17 protein-coding genes are annotated in these 14,957 nt (G+C 37.2%); 4 read left to right on the plus strand and 13 right to left on the minus strand.

What is annotated here, in order from left to right:
* Window positions 1-11: 11 nt before the first annotated feature.
* Window positions 12-983 carry a divergent polysaccharide deacetylase family protein gene (locus FE392_RS03490; protein WP_319928910.1) on the minus strand — a complete coding sequence of 324 codons (972 nt, stop codon included), beginning with the start codon at window positions 981-983 and terminating at the stop codon, window positions 12-14.
* Between the two features lie 76 nt (window positions 984-1,059).
* Window positions 1,060-2,373 carry a murein hydrolase activator EnvC gene (envC, locus tag FE392_RS03495; protein WP_319928838.1) on the minus strand — a complete coding sequence of 438 codons (1,314 nt, stop codon included), beginning with the start codon at window positions 2,371-2,373 and terminating at the stop codon, window positions 1,060-1,062.
* 348 nt (window positions 2,374-2,721) lie between these two features.
* Between envC and FE392_RS03500 the strand changes: the two genes are divergently transcribed.
* The 4 genes from FE392_RS03500 to cysE all read left to right on the plus strand — a co-directional run bounded on the left by FE392_RS03500 (window position 2,722) and on the right by cysE (window position 5,768).
* Window positions 2,722-3,159, plus strand: a complete 438-nt coding sequence (locus FE392_RS03500; RefSeq protein WP_319928839.1) for a rhodanese-like domain-containing protein — start codon at window positions 2,722-2,724, stop codon at window positions 3,157-3,159.
* Window positions 3,160-3,232: 73 nt separating this feature from the next.
* The gene (gene secB / locus FE392_RS03505) at window positions 3,233-3,703 is read left to right on the plus strand and encodes a protein-export chaperone SecB (protein WP_319928840.1); all 471 of its coding nucleotides are present in this window, start codon (window positions 3,233-3,235) and stop codon (window positions 3,701-3,703) included.
* A complete protein-coding gene (gene gpsA, locus FE392_RS03510) occupies window positions 3,703-4,722 on the plus strand; it encodes an NAD(P)H-dependent glycerol-3-phosphate dehydrogenase (RefSeq protein ID WP_319928841.1) in 1,020 nt (339 codons plus the stop codon). Before secB ends, gpsA begins: the two co-directional genes overlap by 1 nt.
* Window positions 4,723-4,946: 224 nt before the next feature.
* Window positions 4,947-5,768, plus strand: coding sequence for a serine O-acetyltransferase (cysE, locus tag FE392_RS03515; RefSeq protein ID WP_319928842.1), 822 nt, complete (start codon window positions 4,947-4,949; stop codon window positions 5,766-5,768).
* Window positions 5,769-5,847: 79 nt separating this feature from the next.
* Here cysE and trmL read toward each other — a convergent pair whose 3' ends face one another.
* From trmL to FE392_RS03565, 11 genes are all read right to left on the minus strand, one after another.
* Window positions 5,848-6,351: a tRNA (uridine(34)/cytosine(34)/5-carboxymethylaminomethyluridine(34)-2'-O)-methyltransferase TrmL gene (trmL, locus tag FE392_RS03520; RefSeq protein WP_319928843.1), complete on the minus strand. Its 504-nt coding sequence runs from the start codon at window positions 6,349-6,351 to the stop codon at window positions 5,848-5,850.
* Between the two features lie 80 nt (window positions 6,352-6,431).
* A complete protein-coding gene (locus FE392_RS03525; RefSeq protein ID WP_319928844.1) occupies window positions 6,432-7,385 on the minus strand; it encodes an NAD-dependent epimerase/dehydratase family protein in 954 nt (317 codons plus the stop codon).
* Between the two features lie 18 nt (window positions 7,386-7,403).
* Window positions 7,404-8,432: a glycosyltransferase gene (locus FE392_RS03530; RefSeq protein ID WP_319928845.1), complete on the minus strand. Its 1,029-nt coding sequence runs from the start codon at window positions 8,430-8,432 to the stop codon at window positions 7,404-7,406.
* A 686-nt stretch (window positions 8,433-9,118) separates the two neighbouring features.
* Window positions 9,119-9,355: a hypothetical protein gene (locus FE392_RS03535; RefSeq protein ID WP_319928846.1), complete on the minus strand. Its 237-nt coding sequence runs from the start codon at window positions 9,353-9,355 to the stop codon at window positions 9,119-9,121.
* A 24-nt stretch (window positions 9,356-9,379) separates the two neighbouring features.
* Window positions 9,380-9,571 (minus strand): hypothetical protein, encoded by a 192-nt coding sequence (locus FE392_RS03540; protein WP_319928847.1) that lies wholly within the window; start codon window positions 9,569-9,571, stop codon window positions 9,380-9,382.
* Between the two features lie 7 nt (window positions 9,572-9,578).
* A complete protein-coding gene (locus FE392_RS21250) occupies window positions 9,579-9,830 on the minus strand; it encodes a helix-turn-helix domain-containing protein (protein ID WP_369292868.1) in 252 nt (83 codons plus the stop codon).
* Window positions 9,831-10,059: 229 nt separating this feature from the next.
* Window positions 10,060-10,956 (minus strand): alpha-1,2-fucosyltransferase, encoded by an 897-nt coding sequence (locus FE392_RS03545; RefSeq protein WP_319928848.1) that lies wholly within the window; start codon window positions 10,954-10,956, stop codon window positions 10,060-10,062.
* A 12-nt stretch (window positions 10,957-10,968) separates the two neighbouring features.
* Window positions 10,969-11,706 (minus strand): glycosyltransferase, encoded by a 738-nt coding sequence (locus FE392_RS03550; protein WP_319928849.1) that lies wholly within the window; start codon window positions 11,704-11,706, stop codon window positions 10,969-10,971.
* Between the two features lie 16 nt (window positions 11,707-11,722).
* A complete protein-coding gene (locus FE392_RS03555; RefSeq protein WP_319928850.1) occupies window positions 11,723-13,072 on the minus strand; it encodes a hypothetical protein in 1,350 nt (449 codons plus the stop codon).
* The gene (locus FE392_RS03560) at window positions 13,053-13,757 is read right to left on the minus strand and encodes a family 6 glucosyltransferase (protein ID WP_319928851.1); all 705 of its coding nucleotides are present in this window, start codon (window positions 13,755-13,757) and stop codon (window positions 13,053-13,055) included. Before FE392_RS03560 ends, FE392_RS03555 begins: the two co-directional genes overlap by 20 nt.
* Window positions 13,751-14,929 carry a polysaccharide biosynthesis protein gene (locus FE392_RS03565; RefSeq protein WP_319928911.1) on the minus strand — a complete coding sequence of 393 codons (1,179 nt, stop codon included), beginning with the start codon at window positions 14,927-14,929 and terminating at the stop codon, window positions 13,751-13,753. The genes FE392_RS03560 and FE392_RS03565 overlap by 7 nt, the downstream gene beginning before the upstream one ends.
* Between the last annotated feature and the right edge of the window lie 28 nt (window positions 14,930-14,957).

The following is a 14,957-nucleotide window of genomic DNA, read 5'->3' on the forward strand; positions in this document are numbered from 1 at the left end:
AAGTCAAATAGCTAAAAGCCGGAACAGGCGCCTGTCTTTTTAGAGGCGTCTGTTTTAGCGTTTTCTGGTCGGTTATCTGGTGCTGTTTGTTCTGGGAGCTTGCCCAATACATTTTGAATTTGCTGATTGAAGGTATTCACGATGACATTATTCGTCAGCGCGTTTGCTGCCATCTTGAGATAATCCATTGGAGTCCTAGGCGCTGGTTTTGCTCCCTGATGCTTTATACACTTGAGGGCCGTCTGCTTGTCATTTCTACTTGTCGGTATTGGGGCGAGTAACATGCCGGGGGTAACTAACTCAATGTCGCTGGGTAATGTCGCCAGTGTTTGCTGTAAAGCCCGGATGGTTGTTGGGTGTGGATGCCCGATGGCGATGGCAAAACCTTGCTTGCGTGCAAGAGTCATCGCACGATTGAGCTGATGCCGTGTTTCTGCCTCAGTTTGGACATTATCCAAAAAAACATTCCGGCGGATCACTGGAACTGATGTTCCCATCGCTGCTTTGGTAGCTTGGGTATTACCGATAGTCACACTATCCAGAAAATATAGGTGATGGTTCGATAACACCTGCATCACTTTCTCCATGCCCGCGAGATTAGATGTCATTGCGCTGCCCATATGGTTATTCATGCCCACTGCATGGGGAACCTTCTGTATGGCATGTTGGATGATACGTTCAATTTCTTCTCGGCTCATGGCGGGATGCAGAGTATTTTTTTCCAAAGGTTGTTTACTCAGTGGCGCCATCGGCAGGTGGATCAAAATTTCCCGTCCCTGCTGATGCGCTTTTTCTGCCATTTTTCTGCCGTGTGGCGAATCAGGAAGGATTGCGATAGAAATCGCAGTGGGCATTTGCAATATTTTAGTTTCTTCATTAACGCGATAGCCAACATCATCAATAACAATGGCTAAACGAGCCGCTTGGGCATTTAGGTTGATAAACAATAAGGTGAAGAATGAAAATATCCACAACCACAGCATGAACGGACTGGTACGCTTGATTGACCGGTTTTGCACCTTCACCATTAGAATATTCATCCTATCTTTTTCTTGTCCCTTATTTTCCTAACCACGGCAATGGATTAACAGCCCGTCCTTGACGACGAATTTCAAAGTACAGGGAAGGTTGTTGCTGTCCACCACTGTTACCGACCAATGCAATTGGCTGGCCTGCCCGAACCTGTTGACCAACTTTGACCAGCGTACTTTGATTGTAACCGTAAATGCTCATATCACCTTTACCGTGTTCAATAACGACAACCAAGCCATAGCCTTGTAGCCAGTCTGCCAATAGTACACGCCCATCAGAAATAGCCTTCACTTCGGTTCCCTCAGCCGCAGAGATAACGATTCCTTTCCAGCGTAGTTCCCCTTGTATTGTGTCGCCAAAATTATGAATGACACGACCGCGGACTGGCCAAACGGCTTGCCCAGCCGGACGCCCAAGTCCTCCTGTTCTGGCCATCAAGGCGCGCTCATCTTCTGTCGGTTTGTAACTGGAACCTTTTTGTTTAGCTTGCTTCTGCTTCGCGGCAACTTGAGCGCGAACACGGGCGGCTTCACGAGCTTCCCGTTCAGCGCGAGCTTTGGCTTCCCGTTCAGCTTTGGCAATTTTATTTCTCAGACTGATTTCGTTTTGTCGAAGCTCTGTCAGGCTCTGCTGATCTTTTTTCAGTGAAGATTCCAAAACAGTTAACGTCTTCTGTCTGGCTGTACGGGCCACTTCCATTTGTTGCTTTTGTTGTTTTTTGCTTATGAGTATCTCTTTTTGTTCACTTTGCTTTTGTAGCTGCAACTTTTTTTGCTGGTTAAGCTCTATGGTTGTTTGCTGTAATTTGGCGATAGTTTCCTGCCGGGCCTGATTTAAGTAACTGTAATAAGCAAGAATGCGTTCTTTACGTTGAGTATCTTGCCTATTGAGCAACAATTCTAATCCTTGGTGATTTCCTTGCCGGAATGCGGCATTCAATTGTTTGGCAAGTAATTGTCGCTGTTCTTTTTGTTGCGTTTGCAGGCGCTTGATATTTGCATCCAGTGATGAAACTTCATTTCCCAGCTTGTTCAGGCGAGCTTGTGTAGTGTGTAGTGAACGTCCTACTTCTGAGATAATGCCTTCTTGTTCCTTTAATTGACTGAGTAAATTAGTGCGTTGTTTTTGCTGTAGTTTTACGCTTTTTTCTTTCTCGGCAATATCCTGCTGAATATCCTTCAGTTGGTTCTTATTATCTGAAATCTGATTTGCGAAGGTACTTGCACTTAAGCTGAAAAAAGCAAACAACAAGGCACAAAGCAGCGATATTCTGCTTTTATTCTGCCACTGATATTGTTTATGCCGACTACTGCGGCTCTTCAAATCCTTATTTTCAGCCATCTTATTGAATACCTTGCTGCTATATAGCCATATAGTGCTCGATTATTTCATGAGGAATCTCACCTGACCAGAGAACAACCTGTTTTTTATCATTAATATAAGTTTTAGTTAATTTAGTTCATTTATTGTCGAAGATCCTGCTTTGGTCTTAGTGTTGCATGAAATATTTTGATATTGCATCACAACCCCGTGATTGTTAGCAGATTTTTTGTTTTTTCTCGAAACTCTCCGCAAAATCTGCACAAATGTGCATAGTGTTGGTGCTAATTGGCTGTAATTGACGCAACACACAGGTATACTCTGCTACCTTAGATATTTGTTATTAACTAACGGGAGTTGTTGCCCTCCATGCTGCAAGAAATCATGCAATTTATTAGCCGGAACACGATCCTGAGCCTTGCCTGGATTGCATTGCTGGTGGCTGTCATTGTCATGACGGTGAAAAGTGTGTTCTCCAAGAGTAAAGAGATCACCCGTGCACAAGCTATTCATTTTATCAACAAGGAAGATGCTGTCGTCGTGGATTTACGCTCCCGTGACGATTTCCGCAGAGGGCATATCATTGGTTCCGTTAACCTGACGCCATCTGAGATTAAAGACAATAATCTGGGTGAGTTGGAAAAACATAAAAAACAGCCTGTCATTGTTGTGTCAGCGAATGGGATGGAATCGAGAACGCCAGCTGAAAATCTGGTGCGTTTCGGTTTTGAGCAAGTTTACTCCCTGAAAGAAGGGATTGCCGGATGGTCAGGTGAGAATCTGCCGCTATCCCGAGGCAAAAAATAACGAACTCAGGTGCGAGCAGTATGCTTGCATCAGTAAAGTTTAATAAGGACATCTGAAAAAGGTAAATATTATTATGTCAGAACAAAACACCCCAGAAATGGCTTTCCAGATCCAACGTATTTACACGAAAGACGTTTCTTTTGAAGCACCAAAAGCCCCACAGATTTTCCAACAGGAATGGCAGCCGGAAGTGAAATTGGATCTGGATACGGCATCCAATGAGCTGGCTCAGGGCGTTTATGAAGTTGTTCTGCGTGTTACTGTAACCGCAGCATTAGGAGAAGAAACCGCATTTTTGTGTGAAGTTCAGCAGGCGGGTATTTTCTCCATTGACGGGATTGAAGGAACCCAGCTGGCACATTGCTTAGGTGCATACTGCCCGAACATCCTGTTCCCATATGCCCGTGAATGCATCACCAGCCTGGTAGGCCGTGGTACTTTCCCACAACTGAACCTGGCACCCGTTAACTTTGATGCTTTGTTCATGAACTACCTGCAACAGCAGGCTGAGTCTCAGCCTAATGAGGCTGCACAGGAAGCCTAATGAATACTGCTTCTATGACAGTAATCGGTGCCGGTTCATACGGCACCGCTTTAGCGATTACTTTGGCCCGCAATGGATATGACGTTGTTCTTTGGGGACATAATCCAGAGCACATAGATTCCTTGCAGCAGGCGCGTTGTAATCAGGCATTTTTGCCGGATGTTTCTTTTCCTGATAGTTTACGGCTTGAGGCTGATCTGGAGAATGCTGTTTCAGCAAGCCGCAATATTCTGATTGTCGTTCCAAGCCATGTTTTTGGTGACGTTTTACAGAAAATACAGCCGCATTTACAACATGATAGCCGCATTGTTTGGGCTACAAAAGGGCTTGAAGCAGAGACTGGTCGCCTATTACAAGATGTGGCTCGTGAGATATTAGGTAATGAAATCCCCTTGGCGGTAGTTTCTGGCCCGACGTTTGCTAAAGAGCTGGCAGCAGGTTTACCGACCGCGATAGCTGTTTCTGCGACAACTCCTGAGTTTGCTGAGGAGCTTCAGCAACTTTTCCATTGTGGCAAAAGCTTTCGGGTATATAAAAACCCAGATTTCATTGGAGTGCAGCTTGGCGGAGCAATAAAAAATGTTATTGCAATCGGTGCGGGGATCTCTGATGGTATGGGGTTCGGGGCGAATGCCCGTACGGCGCTGATTACCCGCGGGTTGGCTGAGATGAGCCGTCTCGGCGTGGCGTTGGGCGCAGATCCGTCTACATTCATGGGAATGGCTGGGCTGGGTGACTTAGTGCTGACGTGCACAGATAATCAATCCCGTAACCGTCGCTTTGGTATGATGCTGGGACAAGGTATCAATGTTGATGACGCTCAGCGTGAAATCGGGCAAGTTGTTGAAGGATATCGCAACACCAAAGAAGTCAGGGCGCTGGCAGAAAGTGTGAGTGTTGAAATGCCTATCACAGAACAGATCTACCAGATACTGTACTGCAATAAAAATGTGATTGAGGCGGCCCAAGCATTATTGGGAAGAGCTACAAGAGATGAGGGTGACGGATCTACCCTATGAATTTCAAGTTGTAGGGCAGCGGTAAAGGAATGACAAATTCGTCGGAAACGCATTTGCCCAGCAAAATGCTGGCCAGAGGTCGAGAGGCAAGAGCCTTTTATCAATCCCCAAGAGCACAATAGATAGCCGTATATTTATAAAAATGGTGACTGGGGCGAGTGAGCCAATAAAGCTGTAACTTGAAAGGCGACGGGTATCAATCTAAAAAAATGAGAACACAGATTATGTCGCGAGAAGAGCTGAACGAAGTCTGGAAAAATATAAAAAGCGAGGCAAAAGCGCTGGCAGATTGCGAGCCGTTATTAGCCAGTTTTTTTCACGCGACACTACTCAAGCATCAAAATCTGGGTAGTGCTCTGAGCTATATGCTGGCAAATAAGCTGGCTACACCGATTATGCCTCCCATTGAGGTCAGGGAAGTTGTTGAAAGCGCGTATTGCAGTGACCCACACATGATTGAATCGGCAGCACGTGATATCAAAGCTGTTCGGCTGCGAGACCCTGCAGTAGACAAATACTCAACACCTCTGCTGTATCTTAAAGGTTTCCACGCACTACAGGCTTACCGCATCGCCCACTGGCTGTGGAAGCAAGATCGCCAGGCATTGGCGATTTACCTGCAAAACCAGATTTCAGTTTCATTTGGCGTAGATATTCATCCTGCTGCAAAAATTGGCTGTGGCATCATGCTTGACCATGCAACGGGTATCGTCATTGGTGAAACAGCGGTGGTGGAAAATGATGTTTCTATTCTGCAATCTGTAACACTTGGTGGTACCGGTAAAGCGGGGGGCGATCGTCACCCTAAAGTGCGTGAAGGAGTAATGATTGGTGCGGGTTCGAAGATCCTAGGGAATATTGAAATTGGCCGCGGTGCTAAAATTGGGGCAGGTTCGGTTGTATTAAGACCCGTTCCACCTCATACCACCGTAGCAGGTGTGCCGGCCAGGGTTGTTGGAAAACCGGAGAGTGATAAACCATCACTGGATATGGATCAGCATTTTAATGGTGCCAATAATGGATTTGAGAATGGGGATGGGATTTGAAATTCTGTTTTCTTCTTATAGTCACTAAGTAGAACATTCAGCGCGGGTTAGGCGCTGAATGTGGTTAATTATTATCAATTTAATCCCGCAATAACGCTCCTGGATAACCCAGTTGCCGCCACGCTTCAAATACAACCACAGAAACAGAATTGGATAAATTCATGCTCCGGCTATCCGGCAGCATCGGAATTCTGATCTTCTGTTCAGGTGGCATATTATCCAGCACATAAGATGGCAACCCACGAGTTTCTGGGCCAAACATCAAATAATCACCATCACGATAACTTACATTACTGTGCGCTGGTGTGCCTTTTGTCGTTAAAGCAAACAGACGTGCGCCAGACGGAGATTGTGAATTGACTGAGCTGAGCCTCTCACTTTCCAAGAATGCATTGTAGTCATGGTGCTGCTTGATATTGGCAAACTCATGGTAATCCAATCCTGCGCGACGCAGGCGCTTGTCATCCCATGTGAAACCTAAAGGTTGAATAAGATGAAGCTGGCAGCCAGTGTTGGCGCAGAGGCGGATAATGTTGCCTGTGTTAGGCGGGATTTCTGGTTCGAATAGGACGATGTTTAGCATGGTTGTCTCCCAATTAAGGGAGTTATGATTGCTAGTTTGAATTCCAAAATGGAAAAACTAAAAATGGGGAATCAAATGAATTATAGGTGTTTAAATTCAGTTCGTACTGTGTTAGCAATACCTTGTTCGAGCGTGACTGGAGGTATAAAACCTGTTTGAGCTATGGAATCAGATTTAAATTGTGTACGGGCACAGAATTTTTTAACTCTAATACTACTTATTGGAAATTCTTTTTTTGTTACCTTAGACAAAATATCGAAACAATAACCACCTAATATCCCAATTGTATATGGAATTCGAATATTAGATTTCTTTTTTCCTAATGAATTACAGATGACATCTGTTAATTCATTCATAGTAAAATCAGGTTTATCTACATAGTTGAAAACATGTCGTCCTGAATCAAAAGTTGTTGAGAATTTTAAGAAGGTCGCAACATTCTCAACATATGCCATCGACTTTTTGTTATTACCTGAACCAATCATTAAGAAACGCCCAGAAGCTATTTGCTTGAATAGGTTATAGACATTGCCTCTATTATTTTCACCAAAGACAACGGTTGGACGAATGGTTACTAATGTTCTATCTGTTTCTTTTGCTTGCCAAGCATCGTATATGTGCTCAGCTTCTAATTTCGATTTCCCATAATCGTTAAAAGCATTGAAAGAGCCATCTTCAGCAGTTTCTTTTTCTACGAAGCCATAGACTGCGACAGATGAGGTGAAAACAATATGTTTAATGTTTAATTGTTCTGCAATATCACAGACATTTTTTGCTCCTTGTACATTTACATCGTAATAAAGACTAATTGGGTTAATATTGTCTTTATGTTCAGCAGCTAAATTTATTATTATGGAAGAGTTTTCTAGTGGTTTTAATAATGTTTCTGGTTTTGTAACATCGCCGTATTCCCAACATCTTGGAAATTTGTTACTTTTTTTTATGTCAATTATTTTAAAAGGAATGTTTGTTTCAATTAATATTTTAGAAAGACGGCTTCCTATAAAACCAGAACCACCAACTATTGCGAGCATAATATATACCTTATGGCTTTATTTTTCAAAAAAATTAATATAAGCATCTTTATTATTGGATATGTCGAATAAGTGTTTTTTGTTTTGTGCTGAGTCAAAAAACAGATTGTAATTGTCAAGAATTTTATGTAAAGAGTATTCTAACGATTCTTGGTTATTTTCAAAAAGAATGCCATTAGGTGTTTCTTGATCAAAGATTAATTCGTGACAACCACCAACATTACTAAGCAGTAAGGGTAAACCGGCTGAACCTGCTTCAATAGCGGACATAGGTAAGCCTTCGCTATCAGAGCATAAAACAAATATATCAAAATTTTTATAATCATCAAAATCAGCAATTTCCCCAGTGAAAAAAATATTTTCCGAATTTTTATATTGCTGCTTCAATGAAAAAAGGTAATCACCATCCCCAACAATATATAGCGTTATGTTGGGGATCTTAGAGGCTACATTTATAATTAACTCTGGCCTTTTGGGGTAAGTTAACCTTCCGACGAAGATTATTCTCTTTATTTCGTTAATGTTTTCTTTTAAGCTCTTTGGAAATATCGAATTAGTTATTTTTGTTATTTTATTAGGTTTTATTCTTATCGTGTCAATTGCTTTATCTACATCGCTTTTAGAAACACAGAGTATTTTATCAGTCATATATGATAAATATTTTTCCACAAAACAAAATATTTTTTTAAACTTTCCTCCATTATATATACATGACCACCCATGTGAGACATATATGCTTTTATGTGAATATAGTAATTTTGACAGTCTAGCATAAATCCCTGCGTTTGCTGAACTAGATATGACCGTATCAGCAGATAATTTTCTCAAAATTTTTGCAATAGATATAAAAGTGAATGGTTTGTATAATTTTGCTATATTTGGGATAATGAAAACGTTTTTTTCTTCAAACTTATCGGTAAGCCAGCCATAATCTGACGTAATAAGATAAAACTCGTATTCCTTTTCTAACATTTTTTTTATTTCATAAACCCACATTTGGGCTCCACCAACTTCTGACTTTGTAATAATAAAAACTATTTTCTTCATAGTAGCTCGGGAATAATGGTTGCAATATTGTTATTCTGTAATTAGACGTGCACATATTTCTTTAAAAAATTATTCGGTATCTTTCCTTCATAATTAGGTAATTATTCCAATAATTAGATATTTTTATAAGCTACTCCCTTTTTATTATTGGTGAGATACGGCTAAAATTGATGTGAGTTTTAGTTATTGCCACAAAGCAGAAGATATTAAAGGACATGAAAAGGATGCTGGATTAACACAATAAGTGCAACATACGCCCCGTATAGGCTTCGATGGGGGTTAATCCATTTAAAACCTTTCTTGGTGTCATATTTAATCTTAATTCCAACTCACTGACATCGACATCTTGCTCTGTGAGTGAATAGGACGGAATTCTACTTTGTGCAAAAATCAATCATTGTATAAATACTGATAATTCTACACATTCAATACGATTTTATTGATAGGTTTTAGCATCTGCATTGTATATTTATGAAACTCAAAAAGAGTGATTTTTATCCATAATAACCATGTGAAAAATGTGATATCCCGCCCTGAGTGAGCGAACCAAAAGCCGTTCCTTTAGGCCGTTGACGTCGAATTAAACCATTGGTATTTTCATTCGCTCCTCGCTGATAACTGGCATAAGGTCAGGCAACGTAGATTTGAGCCTTCGTTGATTGACAGACCTTTTTATGCCGGGCGAATTAGTCACCGTTATCCAGTGTAACCGTGTGAACCGACGAAACACGATTTAACAATGTACTCACAACGTTGGATACCGTTTCTGCCGTTCTATCCCGTGTTTTTGCCATTAACAATAATCGACTTTTCCGATCAACCCGCGTGACCAGATAGGCATTCTGACCGTATATCGTGTCCCCTTCAAAATCGCCGAGGCGAGCACGTTTATCCGCAATAGCAGGACGTTGACTGATATCCACCCGCGGATGTGGCTCTGGTCAGCCTTACGCTCCCCGCACTTTCCAGTGCGTTTTACCAAAGCGAGGTAACCGCTTGTGAAGCGAACCACCGGCGTCATGACCTTTATGGATACGCCGATAAAGCGTGCTGTGGCTAAGGGCTATCTTCGGATACTCCAGACGCATTCGGTAGTGAATATTCTCTGGCGACCAACCCATTGATAATCCCTCAGACAAGATATTCTCATGCTGGGAGGGTACTTTTTACACTTAAAAGCCGTTTTTTTCGACTATTCTTCAATATTTCAGCAGACTTTGCACAATATTGATGATTGTTTGCATTCCGTTTCAGTTTCAGCTCACGTGAAATCGTGCTGGAATGTACATCAAACGATTGAGCGATCTGATATTGTGGAAAATCCTTGTTATACAGGACTTGAAGTTGATATCTTTTCTCGGAAGTTAACTGTCGGTAGTGTCTGGTTTGTTTATGCATATCAGACCATGATTTCAGGTGTGAGAACCATGAAATGTACCACAGTTGACTCACGCCTTTTAATATCCCGCCGATTGCACTTAATATGTTAACTCAGCACTATGGAATCATGACCGTCTATTTGGTGACTTGTGATTTTTAGTCATTAATCAAATCGTAAAAATCAGACTAACTCCCCTTTAAGTGATCTACTATTAGGAACTCTTATTTAGACGAATCCAAGAAATAATTAAATATAAACCCAGTCTTCATTTTTCAATGTTGTTTTATTGTTATTAGCAAACCATTGCTGAGGAGCAATAACTACTTGATCTTCAGACTTATTTAGCCAGGCTCCCCACCAACTGTACGTACTATTAGCTATAATAATATTATTACACAATGACATCAAATACATATCTATTACACTAAATTCACACTCTTGGTTATTAACAACATAACAATTTTCACGGTTAGAAAAAGTTTCTAAAGCCCATTGTACATCATCTGAAAAAACAACAAATAATTGTTTGCTTTTTTTTTGTTCAATATAATCCATGGCTTTATTATAATAATCCATACTTAGTGTGCCATGGAATTTTGCGGCGTGGGAATTAGTCACATAATCACCACGACGGATATGCAACGCTGTAATATTATCTTGCCCAACAATTAATTTATAAACATTTAAATTTTTACATAATAAAAGAAGATCATCACGAATATCAAACAATGGGAGAATCAATTCTCGATATTTATTGAGTAAAGTTGAATCTTGATAAAATGAAAATAAACATGCTTTTTCAAGCTTGTTAGCTAACTGTGGGTAGTAAAGCAAATCGTCGGACAAAACATATTTATTAAACAACGAAAGAGCAATAAAGTTTGATATATTAGCAGGAAGTGGAATTTTTTTAAAATTCCTTAATGAATTAATTTTTTTCTTTTCTTCAACAGAGGTGAACCTGTCATATACAATGTTAAATTGATTTAGTTCTAAGTTTCTGGGAGTATCAATTTTAGGTTGATAATGGTAGTAACTATCATCAAGTACTAATTCTACCTCAGGTCTGTATTGCTTAAGAATGTAAGCAGCAGCATATTGGAACATTTGGTTTCCCAAACCGCCAGATAAACAACTATACACTATCTCACCTTTTTATTTGAACAATGCTTTAGCAAAATGATAAACACACGCAATGAAATTGCTAAGTTTTTTATTTTTCAAGAATTCTCGTAGCGAATAACCTGCACATTCATAATAAGCAAGTTTTGATTTTTGTGTCGAGTTTGAGTGTATCCGATAATTTAATAAAGCTTCGTCCATATTGTCCCAGCTAGGATTGGCTTCTTGCATTCTTAACCAAAGATCATAATCTTCCGAATTGAATCCACCATTATAACCTCTAAATTTTAAAAAAAAATCTTTTCTGAACATTAAAGATGGATGAGCGAAACAATTTTTAAATGGTAACTGTTTTTTTATTTTATCTTTATGAGGATATAATCTTTTTCTCAAGAAGTTATCATTATCATCAATCAAATTGATTGCCGAACCAACTAAGTCGAGTTGATTTTTCTCAAGATATGCAAACTGTTTTTCAAGTCTTTCTGGCACAGAAATATCATCAGAGTCCATTCTTGCAATAATATCATAACTGCTTTTTGAAATTGCATAATTTAGTGCAAATGCTAATTGCCCTATTGGAGAAAAATGAACCTTAATCCTACTATCCATTTTACACAGGAAATTTAATTTATTAGTTATTTCAATGTGGTTTGAACCGTTCGCTACAATTATTAACTCAAACGACTGGAAAGTTTGCTGTAAAATACTTTGTATTGATAAATCGACATGTTTATCGTATCTATTTACTGCCATAACAACCGATATCATTTTTCCTCCTTTAAAATCAAATGCTATTATTCCATATGGTTAAACATTTTTTAAAAAATAATAGTAGATATATAAAGCAAACAACCATTATCACTTTTATAATAAAATCAAAAATGGAAGATCTTGCAAAATATATTAAATTGGGGATCGATAGAAATAAAATTAGCTTAAACGAATAAGACGAAGATCCAGAACTATTTATAGTCTGATCATAACATACTTGCACGAAAGACAATACAAATGAAAAGAGAAATAATATCCCTCCCCCAAAAATAACACCAAAAAAAATCATCTCACTATAAAAACTTGTTGCAAAACTTCCACCCTCAGAAAAATAAACACCTCTAACATTATCAATACAAGAGCCTATATCTTTATTAGAAAAAAAATAATCGAAATATGAAATACATGCTGTTAAGCTTTCTTTATATTTTAAAGCGCCATAAACTGTTTCGAAAGACGCACCTTGCTGCAACATTGGATTAAAGATCATCTCAAGAAAACCTTTATTTACCTCAATGCCTATTCTATAGTTTAAAATAAATGATGATGCTGTGGTTATTAAAATAACTATGCATAGCAAATGTTTTATTTTTAATGTGTATTTAAAATCAAAAAAAAACAATAATAAAAAAAAATATGCAATAGTATATCCCCGCAATCCAACTAAGATATAACCTATAGATGCAATAAATATTAAAAAAGAGTATAAGATAAAATTCTTATTCTTCGACAACAATAAAGAAACTATATATGAATATTTTGCAAGCACAAACCAATAAAGCCCATCATGTAACCCATATTTTTCTGCTTCAAAGACTGAAACCTCTCCCAGCAAAATAAATTTATAATAAGATTTTATTAGAAAAATACCAGTAAAAAATATTCCTAAAATTAAAAAAAAACCACATAGATGTTTATTGTAAAAATATACGCTAGGTACGTATTTCGCTATAGAATAACTTAATGGCTTGCAGATAAAATAGAATAATAATGTCAACACCAAGGATATGTTTATTATAAAAAAGGAAAAAAAAACATAGTCTTTATCTGGTTTAAAACCTGCTGTAATAACCTTATCCAATTCAGTCGATATATTCCATGAATAAAAAACTGGCCTAACCAATATAAAGAAAAACATTGAGATAATAAAAAACGAAATTGGATTTATAAATCCGGTTTTTCTTTCATAAAAGATTACAAAAAGGCAAGAAATAATAGTAACCGTGGCTAGTATTGAAAAACTAACGTTATAATTATTATCAAAAATATTAAATGTTAAAATTGAAATTATATTTAGGAGAACAAGTATGTATGCAATAAAAATAGCAATTTTAGAATTCACTTTAATGTTTGAGGTTTGCATACCAATTTTCCCTTTCCTTATCACGCATAATAATTATAGCTTCAGGATTATCACCATATTTTTCAGGCCAAGCATATAATTCGGAAAGACACATAGGCTCGTTTAAATGGAAATAATAATTCAGATATGACTCATCATGAACCTTTGCTATAATGTTTCTTTTAAGATCATTAATTGTCATTGTATTGCAATAATTAATTAATTCGCAAAAATAATTAGTTCGACCACCATTAAAACACCCTTGAAAATACGTACCAGTTTTTATGTGGCTTAAATAACAAGAGGACTTTCTTCTTCTCTCCCAGGGATAAAATATTGATAATTTATTTTTATACCCAGGGTGCTCAACTCCTACTAATTTGGCATCACGAAAAATATCTAATGATACATCTTTAACAATCAACGCATTTGCATTAAAGAAAAAGGTATAGGTATCAGGTTCTAAATCTGAAATAATTTTTGAAAAATAAGAGAATCTGAGTAACGTATTAAGTGGCCAGCAATTTTTTTCAATGTATATTACTACAACATTTGGATATTTTTTAAAATAAAAATCTTCGCTATCTGTAAAAACATAATATTTTTTATTCCACTTTGGAATAAAATGTTTCTCACATGAATCATAAAACTTATCAAAAAAATTCCTATACTCACCGGTACAAATATATAAAATATTTATTAACATTTATTGAAAACCTTTTTTTTAATTAGATATAAATTCATTATTACACATATAAAATTCAGAGCAGATATCGCAATTATATATAGAGAGTCAAATGATGTTGTATCAACTAGATTCCAAAAATAAAAATTTAATAATAGTAATATAAAATTTAAAATCAACTGAATCTTATAGATATTCAATGCATTTAAAATTATACTTGAAAAGTCTTTAAACAAGATAAGGCAAATCATTACATTTAATAAGGCTAAATGTCCTGGATATACCAAATCCTTTGATGAGTAAATCTGAATTACTTTATCCATTGAAAAATGGACTAAGATAGCCCAAAGCATCAATGAAATAATAAATGAAGAAAATAATTTTTTAATAAAACTTCGAGACGTTTCAATATTAGAAAAATATACTTGCCTAAACTTAATCCAAATTAACGATGATGAAAAACCAACAATTTGTTGCGGAAAAGAAACAAACCTGTAATATAATGAAAAAATACCAAAAGCAATGATGCCATAGTGTCGAGCAAGCATGTTCATAAATAGCAATGAGTTAAGAACATTTACTATTTGAATTGCAGAAAAAAGGATATCATTAAACCCAAATATAATATAATTACCACAGTTTACCGATTTTTCCCTTGTTTTATATAACTTAACAGCGTTATAAATTAGTATTGATATAGCATACACCCCTCGATAATTTACAGTGATAATACAAATTAAAAAAATCCCTAACCCAAGGAAACTTAATATATACACCACCAGTAATGATAGTATGGAAAACAGAATCTCATATAAAACAAATTTTACCGTAGAGCCCTTTGTATCAAAATATGAAGACACCAAAGGATAAAATAAATTCACTAAGGATGACAATATAAAAATTATTATTTTTGCATAAATGGAATTATATCCAACAATTAAAATTGTGGCTCCACCGACCAAAATCATTGTCAAAATAATAGGACGTGATATTTTTTTGACAGTAAATAGTAAATAGTAAAGAATTTCTTTCTCTGGAAGATTTGAAATCACATTTCGAAAACTAGCAGTCATCCCATTTTGCAAAATAGATACTACAATCGCGTATGCTAAAAAATATGAATAAATACCAAAATCATATGCAGAGTAAAATCTTATAACTATTGCAGGGATAATTAAATTCAAAAAAATCACTATTATCTTAAAAAAAGATGCACTAAAG

It is taken from the genome of Xenorhabdus santafensis, from assembly GCF_033949405.1.
GTDB lineage: Bacteria > Pseudomonadota > Gammaproteobacteria > Enterobacterales > Enterobacteriaceae > Xenorhabdus > Xenorhabdus santafensis.